The 26,507-nt window shown below is 38.7% G+C and carries 25 protein-coding genes and 1 pseudogene; 2 read left to right on the top strand and 24 right to left on the bottom strand.

Annotated features, from left to right (window positions below; translation table 11 throughout):
- Nucleotides 1–301: 301 nt before the first annotated feature.
- The 3 genes from WYK_RS16420 to WYK_RS16410 form a co-directional block, all read right to left on the bottom strand.
- Nucleotides 302–1,654, bottom strand: coding sequence for a TldD/PmbA family protein (locus WYK_RS16420; RefSeq protein WP_040375559.1), 1,353 nt, complete (start codon nucleotides 1,652–1,654; stop codon nucleotides 302–304).
- Between the two features lies 1 nt (nucleotide 1,655).
- Nucleotides 1,656–3,047 (bottom strand): TldD/PmbA family protein, encoded by a 1,392-nt coding sequence (locus WYK_RS16415; protein WP_040375558.1) that lies wholly within the window; start codon nucleotides 3,045–3,047, stop codon nucleotides 1,656–1,658.
- Nucleotides 3,048–3,193: 146 nt separating this feature from the next.
- Nucleotides 3,194–4,201 (bottom strand): LLM class flavin-dependent oxidoreductase, encoded by a 1,008-nt coding sequence (locus tag WYK_RS16410; protein ID WP_040375557.1) that lies wholly within the window; start codon nucleotides 4,199–4,201, stop codon nucleotides 3,194–3,196.
- 380 nt (nucleotides 4,202–4,581) lie between these two features.
- On the opposite strand from WYK_RS16410, the gene WYK_RS16405 reads away from it, so the two are divergent.
- Nucleotides 4,582–5,094: a DoxX family protein gene (locus WYK_RS16405; protein WP_040375556.1), complete on the top strand. Its 513-nt coding sequence runs from the start codon at nucleotides 4,582–4,584 to the stop codon at nucleotides 5,092–5,094.
- A 475-nt stretch (nucleotides 5,095–5,569) separates the two neighbouring features.
- Here the strand turns inward: WYK_RS16405 and WYK_RS24095 are convergent, their stop codons facing one another.
- Entirely contained in the window at nucleotides 5,570–5,914 is a 345-nt protein-coding gene (locus WYK_RS24095; protein WP_235782539.1) for a CPBP family intramembrane glutamic endopeptidase, read from the bottom strand.
- Here WYK_RS24095 and WYK_RS24590 point away from each other — a divergent pair.
- A complete protein-coding gene (locus WYK_RS24590) occupies nucleotides 5,819–6,190 on the top strand; it encodes a TetR-like C-terminal domain-containing protein (protein ID WP_051387597.1) in 372 nt (123 codons plus the stop codon). The genes WYK_RS24095 and WYK_RS24590 overlap by 96 nt on opposite strands.
- A 159-nt stretch (nucleotides 6,191–6,349) precedes the next feature.
- On the opposite strand, the gene WYK_RS16390 is transcribed toward WYK_RS24590, so the two are convergent.
- From WYK_RS16390 to WYK_RS24985, 20 genes and pseudogenes are all read right to left on the bottom strand, one after another.
- Entirely contained in the window at nucleotides 6,350–6,733 is a 384-nt protein-coding gene (locus WYK_RS16390; RefSeq protein WP_040375554.1) for a DoxX family protein, read from the bottom strand.
- Nucleotides 6,734–7,009: 276 nt separating this feature from the next.
- Nucleotides 7,010–7,615 (bottom strand): NADPH-dependent FMN reductase, encoded by a 606-nt coding sequence (locus WYK_RS16385; protein ID WP_040375553.1) that lies wholly within the window; start codon nucleotides 7,613–7,615, stop codon nucleotides 7,010–7,012.
- 16 nt (nucleotides 7,616–7,631) lie between these two features.
- Nucleotides 7,632–8,615, bottom strand: a complete 984-nt coding sequence (locus tag WYK_RS16380; protein WP_040375552.1) for a ring-cleaving dioxygenase — start codon at nucleotides 8,613–8,615, stop codon at nucleotides 7,632–7,634.
- 188 nt (nucleotides 8,616–8,803) lie between these two features.
- Nucleotides 8,804–8,977, bottom strand: coding sequence for a MarR family transcriptional regulator (locus WYK_RS24090; protein WP_235782538.1), 174 nt, complete (start codon nucleotides 8,975–8,977; stop codon nucleotides 8,804–8,806).
- 1,304 nt (nucleotides 8,978–10,281) lie between these two features.
- A complete protein-coding gene (locus WYK_RS16375) occupies nucleotides 10,282–11,430 on the bottom strand; it encodes an acyl-CoA dehydrogenase family protein (protein WP_040375603.1) in 1,149 nt (382 codons plus the stop codon).
- Nucleotides 11,431–11,548: 118 nt separating this feature from the next.
- Nucleotides 11,549–12,262: a hypothetical protein gene (locus WYK_RS16370; protein ID WP_040375551.1), complete on the bottom strand. Its 714-nt coding sequence runs from the start codon at nucleotides 12,260–12,262 to the stop codon at nucleotides 11,549–11,551.
- A gap of 107 nt (nucleotides 12,263–12,369) precedes the next feature.
- Nucleotides 12,370–12,810 carry a GTPase gene (locus WYK_RS16365; RefSeq protein ID WP_040375550.1) on the bottom strand — a complete coding sequence of 147 codons (441 nt, stop codon included), beginning with the start codon at nucleotides 12,808–12,810 and terminating at the stop codon, nucleotides 12,370–12,372.
- A 59-nt stretch (nucleotides 12,811–12,869) separates the two neighbouring features.
- Nucleotides 12,870–13,787, bottom strand: coding sequence for an MBL fold metallo-hydrolase (locus WYK_RS16360; protein WP_040375549.1), 918 nt, complete (start codon nucleotides 13,785–13,787; stop codon nucleotides 12,870–12,872).
- A 3-nt stretch (nucleotides 13,788–13,790) separates the two neighbouring features.
- The gene (locus tag WYK_RS16355) at nucleotides 13,791–14,564 is read right to left on the bottom strand and encodes a helix-turn-helix transcriptional regulator (RefSeq protein ID WP_040375548.1); all 774 of its coding nucleotides are present in this window, start codon (nucleotides 14,562–14,564) and stop codon (nucleotides 13,791–13,793) included.
- Nucleotides 14,565–15,017: 453 nt separating this feature from the next.
- Nucleotides 15,018–15,767: a type I methionyl aminopeptidase gene (gene map / locus WYK_RS16350; protein WP_040375547.1), complete on the bottom strand. Its 750-nt coding sequence runs from the start codon at nucleotides 15,765–15,767 to the stop codon at nucleotides 15,018–15,020.
- Nucleotides 15,768–16,202: 435 nt separating this feature from the next.
- Nucleotides 16,203–17,678: an aldehyde dehydrogenase family protein gene (locus tag WYK_RS16345; RefSeq protein WP_040375546.1), complete on the bottom strand. Its 1,476-nt coding sequence runs from the start codon at nucleotides 17,676–17,678 to the stop codon at nucleotides 16,203–16,205.
- 33 nt (nucleotides 17,679–17,711) lie between these two features.
- Nucleotides 17,712–18,878, bottom strand: coding sequence for an acyl-CoA dehydrogenase family protein (locus WYK_RS16340; protein ID WP_040375545.1), 1,167 nt, complete (start codon nucleotides 18,876–18,878; stop codon nucleotides 17,712–17,714).
- Between the two features lie 20 nt (nucleotides 18,879–18,898).
- Nucleotides 18,899–20,095: an acyl-CoA dehydrogenase family protein gene (locus tag WYK_RS16335; protein ID WP_040375544.1), complete on the bottom strand. Its 1,197-nt coding sequence runs from the start codon at nucleotides 20,093–20,095 to the stop codon at nucleotides 18,899–18,901.
- 41 nt (nucleotides 20,096–20,136) lie between these two features.
- Nucleotides 20,137–20,553, bottom strand: a complete 417-nt coding sequence (locus tag WYK_RS16330) for a Zn-ribbon domain-containing OB-fold protein (protein WP_040375543.1) — start codon at nucleotides 20,551–20,553, stop codon at nucleotides 20,137–20,139.
- An 11-nt stretch (nucleotides 20,554–20,564) separates the two neighbouring features.
- On the bottom strand, nucleotides 20,565–21,728 hold the full coding sequence (locus WYK_RS16325; protein WP_040375542.1) for a thiolase C-terminal domain-containing protein: 1,164 nt from the start codon (nucleotides 21,726–21,728) through the stop codon (nucleotides 20,565–20,567).
- A gap of 29 nt (nucleotides 21,729–21,757) precedes the next feature.
- Complete coding sequence (locus WYK_RS16320) at nucleotides 21,758–22,174, bottom strand: MaoC/PaaZ C-terminal domain-containing protein (protein ID WP_040375541.1); 417 nt, start codon at nucleotides 22,172–22,174, stop codon at nucleotides 21,758–21,760.
- A 65-nt stretch (nucleotides 22,175–22,239) separates the two neighbouring features.
- Complete coding sequence (locus WYK_RS16315) at nucleotides 22,240–22,707, bottom strand: MaoC family dehydratase N-terminal domain-containing protein (RefSeq protein WP_040375540.1); 468 nt, start codon at nucleotides 22,705–22,707, stop codon at nucleotides 22,240–22,242.
- A gap of 10 nt (nucleotides 22,708–22,717) precedes the next feature.
- On the bottom strand, nucleotides 22,718–24,898 hold the full coding sequence (locus tag WYK_RS16310) for an acetate--CoA ligase family protein (RefSeq protein WP_040375539.1): 2,181 nt from the start codon (nucleotides 24,896–24,898) through the stop codon (nucleotides 22,718–22,720).
- Nucleotides 24,899–25,212: 314 nt separating this feature from the next.
- Entirely contained in the window at nucleotides 25,213–25,431 is a 219-nt protein-coding gene (locus tag WYK_RS26370; protein ID WP_081704921.1) for a helix-turn-helix domain-containing protein, read from the bottom strand.
- Nucleotides 25,371–26,507 (bottom strand): annotated as a pseudogene (locus WYK_RS24985) (hypothetical protein); the annotation flags it as partial. The gene WYK_RS26370 and the pseudogene WYK_RS24985, both read right to left, overlap by 61 nt.

The following is a 26,507-nucleotide window of genomic DNA, read 5'->3' as shown; positions in this document are numbered from 1 at the left end:
ACTTATTACAAATGGTTGAAATGCTCCTTCTCTTTGCTATAGTGGTTACGATAATATGGCCCACAAAAAAAGAATCTTGCAATAAAGACCCCCTTTACAATTTCACAATATAAATAACAAGACCACTTAAAATCAGCCAACTATAAGTTCGTTTTGTTAACCATCGTATATGTTCACCTCATCCCTGATAACTGTTACGTATATTAGGAACAGGTTTTTAGGCTGATTTATATAAAAAGAATAGCAGTCAGAGAAAGTTGACTGCTATTCTTTACTAACTTACGTAAAACCAAGCTATCTATTATTCTATTGTGACGGCAAGTTCTTTTATTAATAATGAGGGTGATCCACAATTCCCGCCCATTTGGATGTAACAAAATTCGAGGTCTGATCCGACAGCTTCAATATTCTTTAATAATTCGAAGAAATTCCCTGCAATTGTCATCTGTTTGACTGCATGCTTAATGACTCCACCTTCTATATACAGACCAGTTGCAGCCAAGGAAAAATCTCCAGATATCGTATTTGCACCAGAATGTAAGCCTGATAGACTAGTAATTAGAATGCCTTCTTCAACTTTGCCGACTAAATCTCCTTCTCCTTCAGCAGGGACAATAAAGAAATTAGTAGGTGCAATTTCAAGGCTGCTGTTATAGGAGGATTTATACGCGTGACCTGTTGATTCCCTGTCTGCTTTTTTGGCTGTTTTTAGATCATAAAGCAGTGTTTCGAGTGTACCCGATGACACAATCTCTCTGTATGAGGTGGCAACTCCCTCATCATCAAAGCTTCTACGAGCGAGTCCTTGCTTTTCAAATGGATTATCAATTATGCTCACAAATGGGCTGGCAATATTTTTCCCTTCTTTATCTTTTAATAGTGACAGACCTTTCTGAACATTTTCAGCAGAAAAAATACTTGAGTAAACGGTTAATAACATAGCGGCTGCATCATGACGTATGACAACTGGATAATCACCACTTTTTACTGGCTTTGCATGAAGTTGTGAGATTGCTTCCTCAACTGCAGCATGGGCTATATCTTGGGGAACGATTTTTGAAAAATCCTGTGTATTTTTAACAATAAATCCATTCTTAATTTGATTATTGTCTTTCACTACAACCGATAGACCAATTAGAAAGTCATTTTTTCGTTCGTTTAGTGAAAGTCCTTTGCTGTTTAGTAATCCTCTTTCCACTTCACTACTTTGAAGAGTGAAGCTTTCAATTGCTGTAACCCGTTCATCAGCTTCAAAAATATACGGTTCCGTTGATTTTAACAGCGCAATTTTATCTGAAATCGAAACTTGTTTCAGTTTTTCAGAAAAAAAGTCAGGCTGCTTGTAAAAATGGCTCCCAGAAAAAATTTCTTCCAGTTCTTCAGGTTCACTCACATCCGCGTTATCCTTAGCCTCTTCTATAAGGTATGTAACCGAATCTTCATCTAACTTCTCTGTAAATGCTGACCCCATTTTCCCTTTGAATAGTCCACGGAATGAGATACCGTATGTTTCCGAAGTATCATAGGAATCAATTTCTGTTTCAAAGAGACTGCAGGCAAACTTCTCCTCTCGTACGTACGCTAACTCCATGTCAGTAAATCCTTGGCCAGTACCATAGGCAAATAATTGATCTTTAAAGTTTTCTAGATTCATCTTATTCTTCCCCCATTCTTCCGCCAACCGTCATTTCGCTCACACGTACCATTGGCTGTCCGACATTAACTGGAATACTGCCGCTTTCAGATCCACACATTCCAGGACCATGGCCAAGATTTTTACCAACCATATCGACCAATTGAATCGTTTCCGGTCCATTTCCAATTAATGTAGCACCACGCAATGGTTTACTGATTTTTCCGTTTTCAACTAAGTAAGCTTCCATTACTGAAAAATTATAATCTCCAGTAGCAGGGTTAACCTGACCTCCACCCATATACTTTGCAAAGATACCACGTTCAGTATTGCTAATAATTTCTTCATTAGTAGATTTTCCAGAAGCAATGTAGGTATTTGTCATTCGGGAAGTCGGTGCAAAACGATAGGACTGACGCCTTCCTGAACCTGTCGATGCCATTCCCATTCTTCTACTGTTAAATTTATCAATTAAATAGCCTGTAAGAATCCCATTTTCAATGAGAACATTTTTCCGAGCACGTTCACCTTCATCATCAATTGTGATTGATCCCCATTCATTCTTCAATGTGCCATCATCTATATACGTAACAAGATCGGAGGCTACCTTTTCACCAATACGGTTAGCAAAGACTGAATTATTTTTAGCAACAGATGTTGCTTCTAGTCCATGTCCACATGCTTCGTGAAAAATAACACCGCCGAACTCATTATCAAGAATCACAGGGTATTTTCCACTCGGACAGTTCTCAGCCCCAAGCATAGTCACTGCCATACGTGATGCTTCAAAAGCATAATGTTCCAGATTTAAATTCTCAAAGAATTCAAACCCTTTAAAAGCACCTGTGCTGTGCCCGCCCGTCTGCATTTGAATCCCATCCGAGGCAATGGACTTGATAGATAGCAGGCTGCGGGTACGCTGATCCTCGGCAAATGTACCCTCTGAATTAGCAATTAGAACCATTTGTTCTTCGTCGAACAATTTAATTGTTGCTTGCTCAATGCTAGAATGGTAGTTCTTAGCCGATTCATATGCTTTCTTCATCACGTCTACCTTCCGTTTTTTTTCAACTTCTCTGGGATGAAGAAGAATTGGATGAAGAGATTCAATAGCTTGTCGTTCAAGAGAAGTTGGCTGAAGAATATGTTCACCTTTAATGGCCTGTGCTGCCTTTTTTGCGGCCTTAATCAATCCCTCTCTGCTATCATCCGTTGTATACGTATACACACTTTGAAAATCCTTGAAAATTCGGATACCAATCCCAAATTCTCTTCCAGACAGACTTTTTTCCACTTGCCCTCCTTGCAGAATTAATTGATTACTATAACGGTTTTCTACAAATACCTCAGAAAAGTCTCCACCAGTAGACAGTGCTGCTTCAAGTACATCATCAATTACCGATTTTGCAAGCATCTTATTCCCTCGTTTCCATTTTATAAAAAACTGAACATTCTAATTATATATCCTTTTTCATTCATTTAATACCAACCCAAGTGTTATGTCTTATCCTCCTCTAGACGGAAAAAAACCTGCAGGTTATGCCCGCAGGTTTTAGAAAATTATTTACGCGTTGCTTCAGTAACGATTTCATATGAACGGAGTCTTGCTGCCTGATCATATATGGAACTATTAATCATCATTTCATCTGCCTGTGTATCGTCAAGGAACTTTTGAAGCTGTTCTTTGACTTCTTTAGGATTACCAATGATCGAAGATTTAAGATTCTTTTCAACTGCCGCTTCTTCGTAAGGATTCCATCGTCCTTCCATTGTATCGACTGGCGGTGGTAGCTGACCTGGTGTGTTTCGAATCAAGCTGAGAAATTGCTGCTGATGAGAAGTAGCCAGTTTTTTTGCTTCTTCTGTGGTTTCGGCAGCAAACACATTCATGCCGACCATTGCATACGGTTCTGAAAGAACGTCTGAAGGCTTAAAGTGATCGCGGTAAATAGCGAGTGCTGGAAGTGTATTTTCCGGTGAAAAATGGCTGGCAAACGCAAATGGAAGCCCTAAATTTGCCGCTAGTCGTGCACTAAATCCGCTAGAACCAAGAAGCCAGATTGGCACCTTCTGCCCTTCACCTGGTATGGCCCGGACTGCATTATGCTTTGAAGCTGGATCGAAATAACTGCGCAATTCTTCTAATTGATGTGGAAAATCTTGGCCTTGATTGCGAATATCGCCTCGTAAAGCCATCGCAGTTCGCTGATCACTGCCTGGAGCACGCCCAAGTCCAAGATCAATTCGTCCGGGATACATAGCTTCCAATGTTCCAAACTGCTCAGCAATTACCAATGAAGCATGATTCGGTAACATGATACCTCCAGAACCAATACGGATTTTTGATGTTCCAGCCGCCAGATATCCAATAACGACGGAAGTGGCAGAGCTGGCGATTCCAGGCATGCTATGATGTTCCGCAACCCAATATCGATGATACCCGAGCTTTTCAACATGCTGTACAAGGGTAAGTGAATTTTTAAAGGCGTCAGAAGCTGTACTGCCTTCTGTGATACTTGCTAAGTCTAAGACTGAATACTTGATTTCATGCAATTGTTTAGCAGCCATACATTTCACTTCTTTCTATTAAGTAGTTACAAATAATAAGGATGTTTAATAAAACAAGGACACTCGAAGCCAATGATAGCTGAAAGCTAGAAATTATGCACTAAAGATGCTTCACATGGCAGGTCCATCTTGCACAAACAGTTATTCTATTCATCAAATCTTTCAAAATATGCACAAATTAGTCACGAATTATCCTTTTTTCACCCTTCTATTTAGAATGTGTAAAATATGTGACAGCACCCCCTTTTATTTGTGAAATACTTCACAAAGTTATTGATTATAGTAAATAATGGATGTAAGATAAAGACATAGATAAGCGCTATCTTTACAAGACAAAGGAACTCATACTTTACTCAGATACGGAAAGGAAGTTGATTTTCATGTTAAACTTTTTAAGAACAAATAAATATGCGGCTATTTTCTTAACTCTCTTGCGCGTGTATATTGGCTATGATTGGATGACACATGGTTATGAAAAATTAAAAAGCGGGGGCTTTGATGCATCTGGATTTATACAAGGTGCGATTGCCAACTCTGGCGGAGATCATCCTGCCGTTCAAGGATGGTGGGCTGCATTTTTAGAAAAAGCTGCCTTGCCTAATGTTGAACTTTTTAACTTCTTAGTTCCTTGGGGAGAATTCCTTGTCGGTCTTGGATTAATTCTTGGAGTATTCACTACCTTCACTGTTCTTATGGGACTTACCATGAATTTCGCTTTCTTGTTCTCTGGTACAGTCAGTACAAATGCACAATTGGTTCTTTTACAAATGTTCCTTCTCGTTGCTGGCTACAATGCAGCACAATATGGTCTAGACCGTTATGTACTACCTTTCATTAAGAAAACACTGAAGAAAGAAACCACTAAAGTTGAAATTAAGCCAATTGCTTCTTAAAAGTTCATAAATAATATAAACCTTTTTATACAATACCCTATAGAGTAGACGCTTGAAAAATGTCTACTCTATAGGGTATTGTTCTTTAGTAAACTAAAATTGATTTAACAAGGTTTTAAGGAATATCAAAATCAACAGAGTTAATTAAAATTAATCCAAAAAATAATTCTGTGAGCAATTGATCTGTTTTATATAGCCAGAAAGGACCATCTGTCAAAGGATGGCCCTAAACTTGCTGTTATAGGCAGTGCGGAGAACCAAACCAGATATGAGGCGGAATTTTTAGCGTAATACACATTCGACACAACGATTACGAAGCGAGCTACCATTTCGGAAGAATAGTTTACACTTTACATAATTACCTCCAACGGGTTCGAATGTTATTTTGAATCTTGACGATGTGATACGAAATGCTCTTTGCGGCGAGCAAAGATAAGCATAGGGCTGGTGATTAACAGACTGATTATGACGGGAACTATGGAAGATTCAAGACCAAATTCGCCCCCAGTAAGAAGGGCCGGCCCCTTAATTTCGATAGTAAAAAGACCTGTGGATGGATGTCCTGAGACGGGGATGCCCAAGAGTCCTTCCGTTGTATTCCAAATGAAATGGAGGCCACAGATAAACCAAATATTACGCCCCAAAGGAAAGCTACCCCAAGCAATACACCAGCTTCAATGGCAATAGAGAAAGCCCCCACAATTGTAGCTCCAGGGTTGCCAAGATGAGCAATTCCGAAGAAGAGGGATGTCAAGGCCAACGCAATCCAACTTCCACCCATTTTTTCAATTGCTTGAAAGACAAGCCCACGAAAGATCAATTCTTCTATCAAGGCAGCGCCGAGTGCTGTGGTGATGATAGGCAGAAGGGTGCTCCTTCTTTTCGAAGTAAGTTTCAAAAGTTTCTAATTATTGAGTTCAAGGATGAAATCGATATAACAAATGAAAAAAATCAAGGATTGCAAGATGATATTTTGCTCCAATTTATTGTGACATCATATGTAGAAATTGTGGAATGGTGGATTAAGAATGAAATGCCTAAGCCACCGGAGGTTATGGCAGAACAAGTGGGGATATTGTTAGATAGGAATCTATAACTTCACTCCATTCCATAAACAATAGATGAAAACTAATCTACCTATTATTAATCCGAGTCCATCTTAAATTATTTAGGTTTAGACAAAACCCTGACTTTAATCAAAAGTCAGGGTTTTGTTTATATCTGAACACTTTATTAAAACTTGAAGATTTGATACTTATTTATGATTGAATACTCGATTATCAACTGCATATAGTTTACTACCTGCAATGGCTAAGAATGCCGCCATTGCCATTAACGCTAAATCAAATTCGACGCCATTTAAAAATCCAACAGCAAATTTCACTGTAATAATTGCACCCACCATAAGTAAAACAAATAAACCTGAAACGATACGGGTTGCCAAACCGATGATTAACAAGATTCCACCTACTAATTCAAGACTTGCAATACCATAAGCTAAAAATCCTGGTATGTTGATACTTTCAAACCATGCTACTGTACTTCCTATTCCATCTTGAAATTTAACAAGACCATGTACTGCAAAAATTAATCCCAATACTACACGTATGATAAGTGCTCCTACTTCATTTCTAAACATTTTTTAATCTCCTCTTATTCTCTATTCTTTTTATTAATAAACTTGTTGTTACCATTGTTAGCAGCTTCCACCTCTGCCATTGTAAACTATGACCAGTATTTACCCATTGAACACCAACTTTAACTGAGTTCCCATTGTTTCTGGTGTTTTATAATCATGGAAATATGATGATGTCCTGATATTTTGTTTATCTTGTTCCCTACCGTTCGACTATAAATGAATCACAAAATGTGCTTATGCACAATTTGTGAGATGTAGAAATTTATATCATTTAATTTATTTGCGTATTGTTTTTAATGCAGTTGTCCAAGGGATAACTTGGTCTAACATTTGGTTGACTGATTCAGCTTGAACTGCAGCTGGTTTGAAGTCTGTACCATTTTCAAAGTCTGTAAATAATGATAACGCTGGATGTACACGTACATGTGCTACAAGCAATTCACTTAAAATTCCACGTAAATGTTCTGTTGCGCGAGCTCCGCCTACTGAACCGTATGATACGATACCAGCAGCTTTGTTATTCCACTCTTCACGTAAGTAATCTAATGCATTTTTAAGTGCACCAGTAATAGAATGATTGTATTCTTGAACGATGAATACAAATCCGTCTTGTTTTGCAACGGCTGCTGACCAAGCTGCTGCACCTGATGCGTCGCCGCCTGCTTCACCTAATAGCGGTAATTTGAAATCTGCGATATCAATAATAGTGTAATTTGCATCTCCACGTTTATCAGCTAATTCTTTTACCCATGCCCCTACTTGTGGACTTACGCGTCCTTCACGAGTTGATCCTAAAATAATACCTATGTTTGATTTTGTCATTGTTTTTTCCTCCTCTAATTGTTGTTCTTGTTTGCCAAATAATTTATTTAAAAATCCCATTTTTTCTTTTTCCTCCTTATAAGTGCTCTTTTTCTATGATGAGCGTGCTACGTACAGTATGGATTGGTCGCACGGCTGCCTCTATTTCTTCACGTTTTCCTTCAAGGAATGGCGGCAATGATAAGATTTCTCCTACTGTTTCATATGGCTCGTCACCCATAAATCCAGGTCCATCTGTTGCCCATTCAAAAAGGATGCCTGGTACTACACGAGCATATAACGATTCAAAGAAGAAGCGATCCACATACCCGGAAGTACCAAAACCAGCTGCTTGCATATGGTCAATCCATTCATAAAGTGCTTTAGTGTCTTCTACGCGGAATGCTGCGTGATGAACTGTACCATAACCTTGGCGACCTGGTGGCAAAATCGTATTATGTTCTACCATTACTTGCGCCCCATTGCCACCCTCACCAACTTCAAATAAATGCAGTGAACCTTCTTGTGCGATTTCACGCATGAACATAACTTTTTCCAACACTTCTTTAAAATAATCAAATTGTGCGATTCGAATATGAATGGGTCCTAAACCTGTAATCCCAAATTCCAATGGAACTGGACCATTTTGCCAAGGTGTCCCTGATTCAATCCCCTCATTAAATTCATCAGATACCAACATATATTGTTGATCATCAAAGTCCACAAATGAAATAGTTTTCTTCCCAAACACTTCTTCAATACCATTATTTTTTACTTCGTACTTATCAAAGCGTTTTTCCCAGTAATCAAGTGCCGCATCTGTCGGTACACGGAAAGCCGTTTTATAAATCTCGTTCGTTCCATGTGTTCCTTTTGGAATACCTGGGAAATCGAAGAATGTCATATCTGTACCAGCTGACCCTTTATCGTCTGCGAAGAATAAGTGATATGTTTGAATATCATCCTGATTGACTGTTTTCTTTACTAGTCGCATTCCTAATACATATGTGAAAAATTCATAGTTTTTTTCTGCACTACTCGTAATCGCTGTTACGTGATGCATTCCTTTTAAATGGTTCATTATAACTCCTCCTTTTTATATTTAATTAAAGTATCTCTAATTCGAGATATTTATCTAAAAAAATTTATAATTTTTCTCTGCATGATGTCCAATTTGTGGAAAACAATTATTTTCTCAATATCACTTTGTTCCAATTTCATTTCATGATTTTCCGTGTTCCTCACCAAGATTTGATAGACGCATATAAGTCACACGATGATCATCCAGACATTCTTTACGAACAACAAATTTCTTCTGTTCAAGCTATCTGCCACATAAGTAAGACTACTACTTGAAATAAAAACCTTTTTCCCAATCATTTGAATCGGCTGATTACCTCTTTGATAGAGTAATTCTAATACAGCAAACTCTTTAGGATTCAATTCATATCTAGCTTTTCTAATCAGTTCTTAAATCGATTGGGAGAAACGTAGGATATCGGAAACAGCATTCAATTTTTGATGGCTAATTCCCACGTATCACTCCTCTATATGTTTAACTACAATACTTTTAATTAAAGTATCTTTAATTCAAACTAAATTTATCATGGAATCATATTAGCTGTCAACACTTTTTTGTATTGAAGTGAAACCTGCCATTTAGGAGACATTATTTTGTATCTGTAAATTTAAAAGATAGAGCTATTCACGCTTATAGAAACTTCCATCTGTTGTGATAAAAACAACATCATATATTCTTTCACAATCCTTTTCTTCACTTTTTAAGAGTATCAAAAGTTTTAGGTTTCTTCAGCAATCGTTGGCAGGCTCGACCAAGTAAAAAACGGATTTTTTTTACCATAATAGCGATCATCAGCTTCTAACGCAGATGACGTTGTTTTGTTAAAGAAGCAAAGAGGTTGTAACCTTTTCTTTTAAATTTATGTGTTTTAGTAAATTTAGTACCAAAATATACTGATCCTCCAGGGTAGATGTTATTTCCAACTACGGAAGAAAGATTTATTAAGAGACCTGATTTGCGTTCTCTCATAGATGAAACGATGGCAGCGAAAGCATATAAAACATCTATCATCTTCTCGCATTCATCAACTTTTTTTCAGCAAGAAGAGTATGTGGCATGATTCCAGTATTGTTGACTAGCACTCCAATTTTTCCAAACTCGCAGCGAGTTTTTCCACTGGTTGACAAGAAGTATCATCTGTTACTTTATAAATATCTTGTGCACCATTGTTTTTAATTTCATGTTGTAAATCCTCTAAACGATCCTCACGACGAGATCCAAGCGTTGATTTTAGATATGTTAAGCCCAGTTGGTTTGATATTTAGAAGGATTAATTCAAGGTGCAATTGCCATTTATGGCGGAGATCACCCTGTCTTAAAAAGCAGATGGACTGGATTTTTAGAAACGGGCTGCCTTACCTAATGTTGACTTATTAAATATTTTAGTTTCATGGGGAAAATTCCTTGGCGGTGTTGGGTTAATTCTTGGCGTATTCACTACCTTCTCTGTTCTTATGGGGCTTACTATGAATTTCGCTTTCTTATTCACTGCTACAGTCAGCACAAATGCACAAATGGTTCTTTTGCAAATGTTCCTTCTCGTTGCGGTTTAGACCGTTATGTGCTTCCTTTCATTAAGAAAACACTAAAGTTGAAATTAAGCCAATTGCTTCTTAAGGTCCATAAATATAAAAAAACCTTCATCTTTTTGAAGGTTTTTTACTTTTTATTCAAACAGTACACGTTTTGCTAATAATGAAATCGTTGCATCATCCATAGGGGGATTATGTAGTCCTGCACGTACATTGCGATAATGTCGTTGCAGTGGATTGCTGCGCTGAAGGCTTTTCGCTCCTACAACTCTCATTGCTTTATCAACAATCGAAAGAGCAGCATTCGTAACCGCCATTTTAACGGCACCAAATTCTTTAGCTATTTCTTCTCGTTCTTCCGGTTTGGTTTCCCATTTCTCCGCAACTGAATAAAGATAATGTCGGGCTTGGCTTAACTCAAGCTCTATTTCGCCTATTGTTCTTTGAATGTTTGGGAGCTCTGCGATCGGTCCCGGAAGACTATTGGGGCTGTATTCCTTAGCAAAGGCGATTGCTTCATTTCTCGCTGAAGCTGCAATTCCTATATAACAGGCAGGAATGTGAAGTAACCATGGTGCACCCGTTTTGGCTGGTGCTCTCATTTTTTCAATGTAGTATTTATTATCAATCCAGACATCTTCAAGTACCAAATCATGACTACCCGTTCCTTGCATCGCAATCATATTCCACGTTTCTTCAATACGAACACCTGCAGTGTCCCGATGAATCATAAACCAGCCTATGTTTTCTGTTTCTGGGACCCATGCACTTACCAAAAAGAGATCGAGAATCGGCGAAAGCGTTGTAAAGGATTTTCGGCCATTAATCCGCCAGCCTCCTTCTTCTTTGACTGCAATGGTTTCTGGTCTGCCGCCTCTTGTTGGACTACCGGTTTTAGGCTCAGTTGCTGCCCGATTGGTAAGCGCACCGTTTGCTACCTCTTTATAAAATTCCTCAAGTACTTCCTTATCCCAGCTTTGTTTACTATTAATTTCTAATAAACTACCAAGATGCCAACCAATCGAAAGCGCCGTCGCCCCTGATTCCATAGCGATACGTTCCTGCCCTAACAGAAAATCGTACAAAGAACCGCCTCTTCCTCCATACTGTTTTGGAAGCGTCAAAGTCGTATAACCAAAGTTTTTCAGCTCTTTTATATTTTCAAATGGAAAGTCTCCTGTTTCATCTAGTTCTGCTTCTCGAGCAGCAAAGTTTTTAATCGCTATTCCAAGCTCCTCGATGTATTTTTTCTGTTCACTAGTCTGATAAAATGACAACCGTATCATCCTTTCTCATTCGAACCATTTTTTCCTTTATCATATCACCTTGATGAAGTCTGCTAAAACAAATAAGCCTGAAAAGACACTGATTGTGTTTATCAGTTGTCTTTTCAGGGGAAAATTATTCTTCCTTTGGATCCTTGAAAAGTTTATTGCCTCGTTTATACGCATCCCGTGCTTGGTCAATATTTTTTCCTTCGATAAAGTAGACAATGGCTGCCTGCCCAATTCCAAAGGTAACACCACCGGCAACAGCAGCCGAAACAGCACTTCCTGCTGCTGGGATAAAGCGAACAGCTGCTCGAACTCCTTCACGAACAAGTAGACCAAGTCCGACATTGACACCCAGTGCCGCAATAAATTCTCCTGCTGATTTTGTATTCAGTTCTTTATCTGCAATAAAGCCAATGACGATAATCATGATTCCTTGTAATGCCGTTAAAAATGGAAAGTCTGCAAATGGTATAGGTTCTGCACCAATTAAACTGGCAATCGCAGTAAAGGTCCCAACAATTGTGACTGCATACTTCTTCTTCACATGCTGACTCTGCATTGCTTTCGCTGTCTTTAGCTGCGCTTGACTGGGTAAGGCTTCTATCAAATACTCTGCCAATAAATCAATATTCCAACGCATATCGTATTCAATGTTTCCTTCCTCATCAAACTCTAGATACGAACAGGTTGGAATCACCGTTATAAGTGGGATCTCTGCTTCAGCAAATCGTTTCGCCATTAGGGAAGCTGCTTCGTCAATATTCTTTTTCTTTTTAGGATGTTCATCAAATGGAGAACGCTTATAATGAGGTGGATCTAGTTCATCTACTTGAGTGACCACGCAGATTACAGGTACATCGTATTGATGGGTATCTCTAACGATTTTCCGAAGTTTTTTAAGTTCATTCAGGTCTTCTTCAATACGAGCGTCAGCTTCCTTCGCTTTTATCAGAAATAAAAAACATCCGGCTGCTCCGTGTTGACAGCGTGGGCCAATTCCTCCATCGGTGTCTTCCTATCAAAACCCTCCGTTGGGTTTTCACTTTCGCCTAATCCACGTGAATCAAGCAGACGAATCTTTTTATTTAGATCGTTCGGGTACCATAGCCATTTCCCCTTACCGGTCCCTGATTTGACTGAACTGACATATTGCTTTTCCTCGCCGAACATTGCATTAATTAACGATGATTTTCCTGACCCGCGCCTGCCAACGAGGGCAATTCTCGGTTCCCTAGAATCAACAGTTAGTAATTTAAGTTTCATAATTTGTTCTGTCATCTTCTGTTTCTTACTAGACGAGATCGGTAACTTATCAATTTGACCCCTGATTAATGTAAATAAACTGCCTAGTTCTTCCTTTTGCAGTTCTTCATTTTTATCTTTGTCCATCAATTTATCCCCCTCTTAGGCTTTATACAGAACTGTACCCGTTAAAGGAAAAATCAAGCCTAATCCTCCCACAACGTTTCACCAATCCTCAAAACCTTAAGTAGATTGTCATCAAGACCCAGACGATTCCACTCATTTCTTAATCGTTCAAGTGCCTCTGGACCCGTATCATCAGCTAGTCGATACGCTCCGTAATGCATTGGGATAAAATATGATCCGTTTAGTTCTAGAAACGCCTTAATGCTTTCTTCAGGATTAATATGTGAATCCTTCATAAACCATTCGGGCTCATAGGCTCCGATTGGCATCAATACATAATCGATGGTAAATTGTTTGGCTATTTCTTTAAAACCATTAAAATATCCGGTATCCCCGACGAAATAGATAGTCGTTTTTGTCTGCAGGTCCTCTATCATCCAGCCGCCCCAATGCGATGTATTCGTATCTGATATTGTTCGCCTCGTCCAGTGTTGAGCTGGTACGAACGTCAGTTTTAGGCCTGAATCAACAAAGCCCTCATACCAATTTGCTTCAATCACATTTTTATATCCTCGAAGTAAAAATGCTTTCTTCAAGCCTGATGGAACCAAAAAGACTGGTTTCCCCGGCAAACGACGAATGGTAGCAAAATCAAGATGATCATAGTGTCCATGTGAGATCAGTACGACATCAATAGTTGGCAGCTCAGTCGTTTTTAGTCCAGGTTCAGTCAGCCTTTTTTGAGTACCCATTCTTTGTGACCAGACTGGGTCGGTTATTATATTTACACCATTGATTTGAATTAAGAAAGTCGAATGGCCGATCCAAGTAATCGAAAGCTTTTTATCGTTACGATGAAGTTTGCTGATTTCCTTTGACTCACATTGTTGAAGTTGAACAGAAAGATCTTTATGTTTACTGCGTCTTTCCTGACTCCATCGCAGCATATCCTTTACCGTTTTCAATGTATTGATGCCATCAAGATTTTCATATTTCATTGTTTAGTTTCCTTCCTGACTAATAAGCTCTTTACCTTCTAGAAAAACCAGAACATTCCCAAGGTACTTTTGTACTTCTCTTACTTGAAAGGCAGCCGAGTCGGCTATTTGCTTATAATGATGATGTCCTTCATCAGTAATTTGTAAATAACGCTTCGTGCGTTTTTCACTTTCCCAATAACCGGTGAGCAGGCTGCCTTCTTCCATTTCATGCGATAAATCATATAAGTAGCCATTACTCGCAATCCAGCCAAATTTAGTTTTTAATAATTCAGCAATTTCTCCCATATAAATTCGTTTGTTTTTAGATGCTGCCCTTAAGGTCACGTATCGTACGAGATCCTTAACAGAAATAATTTTTGAGAAATAGGAACGATATTCTTCAGGAAGTTCACGAACAACTGGCGGATTTAGACCAGTTCCAGTCAGATCATACATGACTCGATCAATGACCGCTTTGACCTCTTTAAACCGCTCTGAAAAATTGTTACGGTACCATGTAAATAATTCTTTGCCTTTATTCGTAATTTTATAATATTTCTTGCCATTTTCAGCATATAGCTCCAGATGACCTGAGGCTGCAAGCTGTCGAGCCGTTTTACATAGATAATCATAGCTATGGACCTTTCCAGTAAATGATACATTTAGTTCATCATGAATGGCTCTCGGATAATTTGGCTCCTTGGATAAAGTTTGTAATAAGAACAATGTGAAAAATTCCCGTTGGCTTAGGCCGATTGATTCAAATGAAGTTTCTTGCTGTTTCCCTTTCTCCATTTTGGGGCAACTCCTTTCATTCTCTCCTGTAGTCCAATGGAAAGTCATTAGAATATGTGTTCTAGTCGTACCTATATTATCCCTCTTTTTATTAAAAATTGCCAGACAAAAACCTCTTGACAGGCTGTTATATCAAGGTTTCTCACTATTTAGGAGCGGTCAGCTTTATATATATTCTAGCGAGGTTATTCTTAAAATATTTTTTCAGTTTCGGGCTTTAATAGTAGGAAGAAATTAAGGTTACAGACGGTTTTTCTAGTTTGATGAGGGAGAAAAAAATTGCGGTGATGACTATAAGATGGATGAATGGAAGTAGACATAATATCAATAATGACAACTGGGGGGGCGAATGTTTAGTAGGAGCATAGATGAGGGTTGAAATGAACAGCTAGTACCCTTTTGAACAAAAAAAAGCAGTGCACCTTCCATTTGGAAAGGCACTGCTTTTGTATGTTAGTCTTGATCAGTTAAAATAAAGGCTCCATCTTTTTTAATCACAATCGTGTGTTCATATTGAGCAGACAACTTACCGTCAGTTGTACGTGCGGTCCAATCATTTCTGTCCATTTTCATGTGCCAAGTTCCTTCGTTAACCATTGGTTCAATCGTAATGACCATACCCTCTTTTAAGCGCATGCCTTTACCTGGTTTGCCATAATGCAGAACTGTCGGATCCTCGTGCATGGTTTTACCTATTCCGTGTCCAGTGAAATCACGAACAACTGAGTACTTCTCCCCTTCAACATAGGATTGAATCGCATGGCCGATATCTCCAAGACGGTTACCAGGTACCGCCTGCTCAATTCCTTTATAAAGAGCGTTCTTAGTTACTTCAAGCATGTGTGCAGTTTTCTCTGATACTTCACCAACCGCGTACGTCCATGCGGAATCAGCTAGACCACCGTTCAAGTTCACAACCATATCGATTGTAACGATATCGCCTTCTTTTAAAGCTTTGGTCGATGGGAAGCCATGACAAATTTCATCATTTACTGATGCACAAGTAGCAAACGGGAAACCATGGTAGCCTTTTTGCTCTGGTGTAGCGCCGTTTTCAGCAAGAAAACGTTCTACAAAAGCATCTATTTCAAGCGTCGTAATTCCTGGCTTAATCATTTTGGCAATTTTTCTATGAGTTTCAGCGAGAAGCTTGCCCGCTTCATGCATTAGTTCAATTTCACGTTCACTTTTCAAGGTAATCATACGTAAGCCTCTTTCATTATAAAATCGATTTTTTATCCGCAGTCCGGATAATCCTTTCTTATCATATGCCTTTTACCAAGTAAAATGCAACCCAAAAACCCAGTGAAATCACTGGGTTACAAATTTATATCCCTGATTAGAGATGATGACATACATAATTTAACAAACCCAAATTTTCATATAATTAGTAAACTTCGATTAATCACTGATGAAGGGAGTCTATATGAAAGTAACTCCTTTTTTCTGCATCAGATAAGTGACCTATGGTTGGAAACCTTGCAGTAATTCAGAATCAAAAGAATTTATAATAGTGAAGATGGCAAGCAACAATGAAGCAATATAATATAAGAAACAGTATTAATCCCCTACGTCTTTAATGGCCCGCCAGTTTATTTACTAGGATAAATGTTTCCTTAGATTATAGGGCTGGGGTTTTTAACCTATATCTATGTAGCAGGTTTTTTCACGTGTGTATTCAAGAATTGAATCCGAACCAAACCCACTTCCTTTTGTTCCACCAAAAGGGAGTTCCGGTCCAATTCTAAAGTATGTGTTAACCCAAACAGTTCCCGATTCTAATTTTCTCATCATTCTATGGGCTCTACTTAAATTGGTCGTCCATACCCCCGCTACTAACCCCAAAGAACTTTCATTCGCTATGGCAAGGGCTTCTTCCTCCGTATCAAATGGTATAACCGTAGCTACTGGACCAAAGATTTCTTCTTGGCAGATTCGCAGTGTATTACTATTTACATGTATTAACGTAGGCTCCACCCAATAACCATCTGAAAATTGAGGTTGTTCAGGCAGCAATACAGATCCTCCGTATCGACCACCGATGATCGTTTCTCCACCTTCATCTTTGCCTAATTCTATATAAGCGCATATCTTCTCATATTGTGTGCTATTAGCGATAGGTCCCATTGAACTTTCTGGATTCAATGGGTCACCTAGTTTAATCGTTTGTGCGATTACTTCCTTCATTTTAATGATCATCTCATCATAAATAGGTTTTTGAATCAGAATCCTTGATCCTGCCGCACATAATTGCCCTGCATTCCCGCTAAAAATCCCATTAGTCACTCCCTGCGCAGCTTTATCAAGATCTGCATCTGCAAAGACAATATTAGGTGATTTCCCACCCAGTTCTAATATCATTGGCTTTGGATTACTTGCTGTTGATTGCGCAATTGCTTTGGCAGTTTGTCCAGAGCCCGTTACACTAATTTTGCTTACGTCTTGATGACTTACTAATATATCCCCTACATCCCGTCCAATACCGGAGATCACATTTAAGGTACCTGGAGGAAGAATCTCATTTATCAGTTCCCCGAATCGTAAGGAAGAGACAGATCCTAATTCAGATGGCTTGATAATGACTGTATTACCAGCAGCAAGCGCAACCGCTGCCTTAAATGTAAAAGTTGAGAGAGGAGCATTCCACGGAAGGATTCCGACTACCACCCCTAATGGTTCACGCAGCGTATACCCAACACCTGATGGGCCTAATTGAACGGTATTTCCCTTACTTCCAACTTCTGTTGCTCCCGCTGCTGCATCATACCAAAAGCTTGCTAAACTAGGAATAAGACCATATTTTGTTTCTCGAACGACCCATCCATTATCTCTCGTTTCTAGCTCGGATAGCTCTTCTCCATGTTGAGTGATTAAATCACCAATTTTTCTCAAGTAAACAGCACGCTCACTAGCGGGCATAGTAGACCATTTTTCAAAAGCAGCCTTTGCTGATTCTACTGCCTCTTCCGCATCTTGAATGGTACTACAAGGTATAGTTCCCCAAACATGACCTGTTGCTGGATCAATGCTATCCATATATTCTCCTGTGGAAGCCGGTACAAGATTTCCGTTAATTATATTTAAGAATTTTTTTAAGTCTTTTGCTATAATCATTGTACTCTCCTTTCATATACCCAAACTAGTACTTCAAACAAGAACTTTACTAGCTTTATTGTCCAGCCATCCAAGTGCTGCAGCTGCTTGATTATAATACTGCTCAGTCGTACCTAAATAATTCTCATAAAAACGGGCACGCTTCACATAAAGGTGACAGTCCATTTCTTCAGTAAAGCCAATTCCACCATGAATTTGGATATTATGATCAGAAATTCTAGCAAAGGCTTCAGTAGCAAATAGACGTGCGCAGGAAATTGCTTGTATGCAATCTTCCGCATCACTATCCAAGGCCCAGTTTGCATAATAGGCTAAAGAACGTGCTGTTTCAAGATCCATTTTCATATCTACAATTCTGTGCTTAATCGCTTGAAACCTTCCGATTGGCTGACCAAACTGTTCACGTATCTTTGCATATTCTGTAGCCATTTCTACCACTTTTTCCATTGCCCCGACAATTACTGCGCAAAGGGCCGCATTAAACGATAATAATCCTTCTTGGAGGGCATCCCAGCCTTGATGAAGCGGTCCTAAGATTTGTGTCATTGATATTTCTGTATTCGTACATGTAAGCTGTGCTAACTGCCGGGTTTCATCCATGTTTTTTTGGGCTCTCATTGTGAGATTAGCTTCTGATCGATCAATAATTAGGAGCGAAATTCCGTCCTTATCTTTGCCATTACTCGTACGTACTAAAACGATAAAATGGTCTGCCAACTCTGCATCAGGTACTAATGTTTTCACACCATTTAAATTCAACTGATCCTTTTCTATTTCTGCTGTAAAAGTAATACCTGCAGGATGATAACTGCCTCCTGGTTCTAACCAAGCAATGGAAAAGAATGAAGTCCCGTTAGAAATGTTCGGTAAGTATTTTTCTTTTTGTTCTTCCGTGCCGAATTTTTCGAGTAATGGGACAGCTAGTGCATTCGTTTCTAAATATAAGCCTGGCAATAGCGCCCGTCCTGTTTCTTCAAGTACAGGGACCAAATCTAGTGCACCTAGTCCCATCCCACCGTAATTTTCAGAGATATTAATGCTGCAGCAACCTAATTCAGCTAATCCTGTTTGAAGAGATTGTAATGATTCTCTATCACCCTTTATATATTCGCGTGCCGTTTTTGTTTGTCCAACACTATCTAGATATTTTCGGACATACCCACGAAACATCTCTTGTTCTTGATTTAAAGAAAAATCCATTGTTCATCCCCCCTAATAGATTAACGCCCCATATCTTTTGGTAAGCCTAGTATTCTTTCGGCAATGGTGTTTTTTTGAATTTCACTTGTTCCTCCGCCAATTGTCTGACCGAAGGAATAAAGAAAGTTATCTTGCCAATACGAATTGGACGAGATAGCATCTTCTTTCCATAAAACCCCTTGATGGCCTTGGATAGATATTGATTTTGAAAGCAATTCTTTTGTGAGTTCACTGACCATTAATTTATCCATGGACCCTTCCGCTCCCGGACGACCATTTTTCAATGTTTTCGTTAGATTCCGATAATAATTTAGTAAGGAACCACGAGATCGAGTATATAAATCGATCATTGTTTTTCGAATTAAAGGGTTATCCAGTAATGGTTCGTTATCTTCTTTTAGATCTTTAGTCATTGCTACGAGTTCATTAAATTGCTGTTCTAAGGTAAAGACTTGCCCACCTATACCCGATCTCTCAAACATTAGTAAAGCCATCATAACCCTCCAGCCTTCATCCACTTCACCCACAATTTCAGTGTCATAGGCTACTGCATTATTCAAATAAACCTCGTTAAAATCATGCTGACCATCCATCTGAATGATGGGTTTAGTTTCTACACCTGGTTGATCCATATCTAAAAGAAAGACGGTAATTCCTTTATGTTTCTTTTCGAAATGATTGGTACGAGCTATTAAAAAGCAGCGATCGGCAACATGCCCGAAACTAGTCCAAACTTTCTGACCATTGATGATCCATCGATCCCCATCTTTTACAGCACTTGTTTGAACTGCGGATAAATCAGACCCTGCATTTGGCTCAGAATATCCTTGACACCATACTTCTTCTCCTGAGAGAATTTTTTCAATATACCTTAATTTTTGTTCTTCTGTTCCTATTTGCATGAGTGTTGGGCCGACCATATGAATACCTACATAATTCACAAGGGCTGGCGCCTTTACTTTAACCATTTCTTGTTGATAAACGATTTCTTCCATTAAGGTTGCTTCACGTCCACCATACTTTTTTGGCCATGCAATTGCTGCCCATCCGCCAGCATATAATTTTCTTTGCCAGCTTCTTAAGAATGCAGCTTTCTCGTATTCATCTTTATAGACTTCTCTAGTTCCCCCAATCCAACCCTCAGGTAAGTTTTCTTCTAGCCATGTCCTCAATTCTTGGCGAAATTCTTCTTCTTTCGGTGTAAATGAAAAATCCATTGTTTTCTTTCCTCCCTTTTTAGTAAAAAGTAAACCACACTTTACTCGCTAATCCACTGTGGTATAGATCGTTCTTCATTCATTTTTTTCCAAATCATCTTAACAGGCATACCTATTGCTATATCTTCTGGAGAACAACTTAAAATATTTCCGATTAATTTGACCTCTTTCACTTTTTCTAACTCCACTATGGCTATGATAAGTGGTAAATCATCTTGAAATCCCGGTAAAAACGGACGATAAGAAATGATATACGAATAGACTTTTCCGTGTATATCATTGCCTTGCCTTTCCCAGCTGAGCTCTGTACTGCCACATTTTGCACAACTTGGGCCCGGTGGATGTGAATACGCTTTACAGCTATCACATTTCTGGAGAATCAGTTCATGACGATCAGCCCCTTCCCAGTACGGGCTATTATCTTGGTTTTTCAGTGGAATTGGTTTTTGATTTTCCATTTTATTCCCTCCTAATTTCTAAGAATCATAGCACCAGCCATATCAGGTCCAGCCCAGCCTGTACAAATGCCAATTTCACAATTTTCCACCTGACGATCTGTTCCTTTATACTCATGCCGAACCTGTCGAACAATTTCTAAAACGTTATTCATTCCATGCGTATATCCTTCTGACAGCATTCCTCCTGCTGTATTGGAAGGTAATTTACCGCCCATACGCAAATTGCCTTCCGCTACGAAGTGCCCTACTTCACCGCGTGGAGCAAATCCATAAGCTTCAAGCTGTCGAAGAACAACCCAACTGTAACAGTCATAAATCGATGCGACTTGAATGTCTTCAGGCTTTACACCGGCCATTTTATATACTTCAGGCGCAACGTAATCGGCCGCAACTTCAGATAAATCATTCCAATAATGAGCATGTGATACACACTGTCTAGCGGATAAACCCATAATATAAACTTGTCTTGATTTACATCCTTTCGCCCGCTCTGCTGATGTGACGATAATCGCATTGGCTTCATCAGATTCCAAACAGAAATCGTGTTTATTAAACGGATAACTTAAATACGGTGTATTTTTATACTCCTCCATCGTTAATGGCTTCCCATAAAAGAACGCTTTCGGGTTTCTTTGAGCATGTTCATAAAAGCTTAAGCAGACATGTCCAAGGTGCTCTTGAGTAAGCCCGGTTTCATGCATATGACGAGTTGCAAACAGTCCGAACCATTGACTTGGGCTAGCAGCTCCATAAGGAATGATAAAACTCCCTCCCTCAATGACTGATTGAAGGAGATTCACATCCCATCCTCCTCCGCCCATACGGACACCAGAACGCCCATTCATAGAACGATAGATTAACACGGTATTCACTTGTCCTGTTTCAATTAATCCCACGGCATCAGCAATCAGCATTTCTGTACTGCTGCCTCCGCCCATAATATCTTTTACATATTTCGGCCGAACCCCTAAATACGTTGCTAACTGATGAGATGTACAAGAATCATTTTCTGAATAACTCATAAATCCATCAATATCCTTTGCCTGAAGTCCCGCATCATTTAATGCAGCACGAGCAGCATCCAGTGCCAAATGCAGCGGAGTGGTGCCCGAATTCTTGGAACGCTCACTTTCCCCAACCCCAACAATGGCATAGCGATCTTTAATGTTACTCATTAATAAACCTCCCTTATCTTAGAATTGAATTACTGAAACTGTAAGACTACTTGGCCTGAACCTACCACTTGCTCTGGCCCCTTTTCAGCAAAAAGGTCCAGACTGACAAATCGTTGACCATCGTCTTCATATAGTTTATTCACTATCGCTGAGCAAGTAATAGAATCTCTTGGTACAGTTACAGCTCCAAATCTCATTTTAAAGTTAGTTAGAATCGCCGAATCACCGGCTAGTTTCATAGCATATTCACCTAAAAATCCCATTACAAGCATTCCGTGAGCAATAACACCTTGCATTCCTATTTTCTGAGCAAATGCATCATCTGTATGAAGAGGGTTAAAATCTCCTGAAGCACCTGCATATTTTACTAATTGCACCTTTGATACTGGATCTTTAACTAGCGGTTCAAGCCTTTGGCCAGCTTGTAATTCTTTATAAACTAGCATCTTTATCTTCCTCTCTATTAAATTCTTCAAGTCAATTCCGTTCTTCCTGTGCAACCTATTAGTCTTTAAAGCTTTACTCCCGTTTCACTATTCTTTAAAGGACGATAGACTATATTCGTTCGGCTTATCACAACCAGCTTACCTGCTTCATCTTTCATTTCTGTATCAAGGACTAAGAACTGCATCTGTCCTGTTCTTCCCTCACGTTCATAGACATCTGTTACTTTCATCTGGCAGTATAATATATCTCCCGCACGGATTGGACGCCTATATATAAACTCTTGCTCACCGTGCAACATTCTTCTTTGATTGAGACCGAGGTCAATACTGTCACCACTATCTTGTCCAATGACTATGGGAAAGGTTGGCGGTGCAATAATCCCACCATAAACAGTGTTTATAGCATATTCTTCATCCACATACAAAGGGTTAGAATCACCAATCGCTTCCGCAAATTTGCGTATATGTCCCTTTTCTACTTCAAAGACAAATTCTGGACCTGATAAACCGATTATTTTTTTTGTTAATTCCATTTTCCTCCCCCTAACTAATCGTTGTTTTTTCTTTTACTTTATTTGCTACAACAAGCATTGCATCTGCTGCCTTAATTCCATCCTCATAAACGATTAGCGGGTTGATATCTAACTCTTCGATAGAATCGCTATGATCAGTAACAAGATCTGAAACATTTACTAACACATCAATGATGGACTCAATATTTACAGAGGCTTTTCCTCGGGATCCTTTTAAAATCTCAATCCCTTTAATTTCTTCAATCATGCTCTTTGCATCTTCTCTCGTTAGAGGCGCTACCCTGAATGAAATATCTTTATATATTTCAACAAAAATTCCGCCTAAACCAAACATAATAACTGGTCCAAAAACAGGATCATTATTCGCACCAATAATAACTTCTACTCCCACAGGCAGCATTTCCTGAACAGAAATACCATTTACTTTAGCATCTGATTTATAATTTAATACATTACGGTTTATTTCTAGAAAGGCTTCCCTTACCTCTTGGTCATTTTTTATATTCAAACGAATTGCTCCAGCCTCTGTTTTATGGGGGATATCTGAAGAATCAATTTTTAATACCACCGGATATCCGATATGATTAGCATGATGAATAGCCTCGACTGCTGATACAGCTAGTAATCGTTTTGTTGTTGGTATGTGATAGCGGTCCAATATTTCACTTGCTTGTAATTCACTTAATGTAGTACCTGGTTGAAGGAGGTTTTGCAGGCTTTGTTTCTGTATTTTCCTAGAGGATTCTACTGTTTTTTCTAACTGGGTCTTCCTATAATATTCACTGTACTCTACTAATTTAGCAAAGCCCCTTATTGGATTTAAATGACCTGGTATGACTGGAATACCATTTTGGACAAGCTCCGTAGTTCCAGGAGGTAATGACATACCCTCCAAAGGAAAGGTTGTAATGAATATGAACTTATTTGAACGACTACAAATATCAATAAACTCAAGTAATAATGGATGTTCTGCGGACCAGTTGTGCGGAAATTCAGTAAAAATAATATTATCTACGTCAGGGTCTTCAACTAAGGCTCTAAGTGGAGCTATAAATAATTCAGGATTAGAAACAGAGGCAGCCGCGGTTAAATCGATAGGATTGGAAACGCTTGCGAAATTAGGCATAGTTCGTTTAATTTCTGTCATGGTCTGCTTGCTTAGCTGAATAATCTTTAATCCATAACTTTCACAGCGATCGGCTTCATTAATCCCACGTCCACCAGAGCTAGTTATAATTACTGTATTCCTACCATTAGGCAGCTTATTAGATAGAAATAGCTTAGAAAAAGAGATGATGTCTTCATAATCATCCGCTCTGATAATGCCTGTTTGTTTAAAAAAGGCATCATAAATCTTATCTGATCCAGCTAGTGATCCAGTATGAGAGGCGGCAGCTTTACTGCCAGCTAGACTTCTACCAGTCTTCATAACTATGATTGGCTTCTTTTTATCTAATGCTTCCTTCGCTAAGCCTCTCAATATTTCGGGTTTTTTTGCGCCTTCTAAGTACCCACTGATGACCTTAATCTTCGGATCGTGAATCATATATTCGATAATATCGGCGAATTCTGTCTCCATTTCATTTCCAACACTAACGAAAGAATTAAAACTTAGTCCATTCTGGGCCGCTGCCATGAATGTTAATACACCAAATGCTCCACTTTGGGAAACATACCCGACTCCTTTTTGTTCGTTTAAGGGAACGGATAAGATAGCTGGCGAGAATGTACCGATTAAACCATTTGACAAATTTACCAAGCCCACACAGTTAGGTCCAATTAAGCGTATCCCATTTTCTCTTGCAATTTCTCTTAGTACATTTTCTTGTTTGACACCCTCATCACCAGTTTCAGAGAATCCAGCTGCAAAAATAACCGCAGCCTTAACCTTCTTTCTTGCACACTCTTCCAAACCTTTTTGTACCTGTGCAGATCCTATACAAAAAATAGCTAAATCAACCTCATTTGGAATATCTACTATTGATTTGTAACAGGTTAATCCTTCAATTTCTGTTGAATTTGAGTTTATAGGATAAATTTCACCTGTAAACTGGCCATCCAATAGCGCTTTAACTTGTAAATTCCCTAGCTTGTTTTTATTCCCAGAGGCCCCTAAGATTGCTACAGATCTAGGATTGAATAATGGTTCAAGTGTTTCGTAAGATTGATTTGTTTGCTTTTCCTCTAGCATAAATCTTCACCTCACAATTAGATTAATAACTAACAGACACATACATCTGTGCAGTAATCTTACTATGAGAATTTTTATGGTCCGATATAAATTAACTGTTAAACTTATATACTTATTAGACTGTAAATTTTTTAAAAAAATCCATAAAGCGCCTATAAGTAAGCGCTTTCAAAAATTCTTAAAAAAATATATGTTCTCGATAACCCCGACTTTACATAACGATAGCCCCGACAATGGTACGAGATACACGCATAATTTTACCTTCCAGCATCATAAAAAAACCTCTTCCATATGGTAAAGAGGTTGAGTGAAGGTTATGATTCATGCTTTTCTAGCCATTTTTTCATTTTCGTACGAATTTTAATTGAAGGTGTTTTTATTCCCCTTTCAATATTACTCACGTAAGGAGCTGATATTTCTAGTTCTTCTGCTAATTGATATAAGGAAAGCTTTTGAGTTTTTCTCGTGATTCTTATTTGTTCACCAAGGATATTTTTCTCATTATGGCTTTTAGATTCGCGCTGGTCATCCACTCGAACTTTTTGTTTTTTTCAATCGTACGATATTGGTCTTTAATAATATCAGGTGGCTCAATAATAATCTTTGAATTTAACCATACCGTAGCCCATCCTTTATAATCTGCAATTGATTCATCCCACTTTTCATAATGCCAGGATGCTATGACCTCATCTTCAAGTAAGGTATCCAACGCCTTTTCAAAACGCTCTCTAGTTCGAGAAGGTACACGTGTATTCAATATTTCACCGATTGATTCCAAAAGAGTCCTGGTTTTATTAGGCTGTAAAAACTCTCCTTTTCGAGCTTGAGTCCTCCACCGCCAACTTAAATACCTTGCAAGTCTTTTCTCCCAGAGTTGTCGATATGGATTATATTGCAAGGCTTTTATGGAAAGAAGGGCAACTTGCCTTCCAGAGCCGGTTAAATATTTTGCAAAGACGGTATCAATTGTGAACGTTATCTTTTTTCTGCAGTTTTGTTCCGAAATGCCATATTCTATTCCATTTTCATCTTTGAAGATAAATGTACGCCCTTGAAGAGTTGTCAGTACGGGTTTCCCTTTTTCATAAACGATAGCCTTATTGATATGTATCCAAATGCTTTGAATATTTTTAAGCGATTTTATTATTTGTTCGCTTTGTCTAGCTTCATATCCTCCTCGACGCCCCTTTCCCCCTAGTTTTGATTTTAGCCCTCTTATGGCTAATAAATCCTTCAAATCAATTTCAATAATTTCTTCATTATTCCTAGCCTTGGATAAGAAAAAACTACAAAGCGCATCAAATACATCAACATCAACATCGGACATTAATTGTACTTGATTCCACGCTTCTTCGACCATTACATGATCGCTCTTCTCTCCTCTTATAGGGATAACCTGAATGAATCCTTCTGTATTCCCTTTTTGAATAGCTGTGGAGGGCCATGGTGTATCAGTAATTTTTTTAAAATTCTTGATATAAATAGCTTCTCTAACAGAATGATACGGAGCGCTATTCATCACTAGCAGATGATCTTGAATTGTATGATTGAAGGTGAAATCTCTTATTGTAGAAATTAATAACTCAGTCGTTTGATCAGATTCATGATT

The sequence above is a fragment of the Peribacillus psychrosaccharolyticus ATCC 23296 genome (assembly GCF_000305495.1).
In the GTDB taxonomy this organism is placed as follows: domain Bacteria; phylum Bacillota; class Bacilli; order Bacillales; family DSM-1321; genus Peribacillus; species Peribacillus psychrosaccharolyticus.
Note: the sequence above shows the minus strand (reverse complement) of the source record. Positions and strands in the feature narration are given on the sequence as shown.

Bases quoted from the DNA above. Each gene is read 5' to 3' on its own strand.
- WYK_RS24590 (WP_051387597.1), top strand. From the start codon at position 5,819: ATGAGCAATTCCGAAGAAGAGGGATGTCAAGGCCAACGCAATCCAACT.
- WYK_RS16330 (WP_040375543.1), bottom strand. From the start codon at position 20,553: ATGGAAAATCAAAAACCAATTCCACTGAAAAACCAAGATAATAGCCCG.
- WYK_RS16405 (WP_040375556.1), top strand. From the start codon at position 4,582: ATGTTAAACTTTTTAAGAACAAATAAATATGCGGCTATTTTCTTAACT.
- map (WP_040375547.1), bottom strand. From the start codon at position 15,767: ATGATTACCTTGAAAAGTGAACGTGAAATTGAACTAATGCATGAAGCG.
- WYK_RS16415 (WP_040375558.1), bottom strand. From the start codon at position 3,047: ATGCTTGCAAAATCGGTAATTGATGATGTACTTGAAGCAGCACTGTCT.
- WYK_RS16420 (WP_040375559.1), bottom strand. From the start codon at position 1,654: ATGAATCTAGAAAACTTTAAAGATCAATTATTTGCCTATGGTACTGGC.
- WYK_RS16310 (WP_040375539.1), bottom strand. From the start codon at position 24,898: ATGCTAGAGGAAAAGCAAACAAATCAATCTTACGAAACACTTGAACCA.
- WYK_RS16335 (WP_040375544.1), bottom strand. From the start codon at position 20,095: ATGGATTTTTCATTTACACCGAAAGAAGAAGAATTTCGCCAAGAATTG.
- WYK_RS16410 (WP_040375557.1), bottom strand. From the start codon at position 4,201: ATGGCTGCTAAACAATTGCATGAAATCAAGTATTCAGTCTTAGACTTA.
- WYK_RS16320 (WP_040375541.1), bottom strand. From the start codon at position 22,174: ATGCTAGTTTATAAAGAATTACAAGCTGGCCAAAGGCTTGAACCGCTA.
- WYK_RS16365 (WP_040375550.1), bottom strand. From the start codon at position 12,810: ATGGACAAAGATAAAAATGAAGAACTGCAAAAGGAAGAACTAGGCAGT.
- WYK_RS16390 (WP_040375554.1), bottom strand. From the start codon at position 6,733: ATGTTTAGAAATGAAGTAGGAGCACTTATCATACGTGTAGTATTGGGA.
- WYK_RS16345 (WP_040375546.1), bottom strand. From the start codon at position 17,678: ATGATTATAGCAAAAGACTTAAAAAAATTCTTAAATATAATTAACGGA.
- WYK_RS16385 (WP_040375553.1), bottom strand. From the start codon at position 7,615: ATGGGATTTTTAAATAAATTATTTGGCAAACAAGAACAACAATTAGAG.
- WYK_RS16340 (WP_040375545.1), bottom strand. From the start codon at position 18,878: ATGGATTTTTCTTTAAATCAAGAACAAGAGATGTTTCGTGGGTATGTC.
- WYK_RS16380 (WP_040375552.1), bottom strand. From the start codon at position 8,615: ATGAACCATTTAAAAGGAATGCATCACGTAACAGCGATTACGAGTAGT.
- WYK_RS16315 (WP_040375540.1), bottom strand. From the start codon at position 22,707: ATGGAATTAACAAAAAAAATAATCGGTTTATCAGGTCCAGAATTTGTC.
- WYK_RS16360 (WP_040375549.1), bottom strand. From the start codon at position 13,787: ATGAAATATGAAAATCTTGATGGCATCAATACATTGAAAACGGTAAAG.
- WYK_RS16325 (WP_040375542.1), bottom strand. From the start codon at position 21,728: ATGAGTAACATTAAAGATCGCTATGCCATTGTTGGGGTTGGGGAAAGT.
- WYK_RS16355 (WP_040375548.1), bottom strand. From the start codon at position 14,564: ATGGAGAAAGGGAAACAGCAAGAAACTTCATTTGAATCAATCGGCCTA.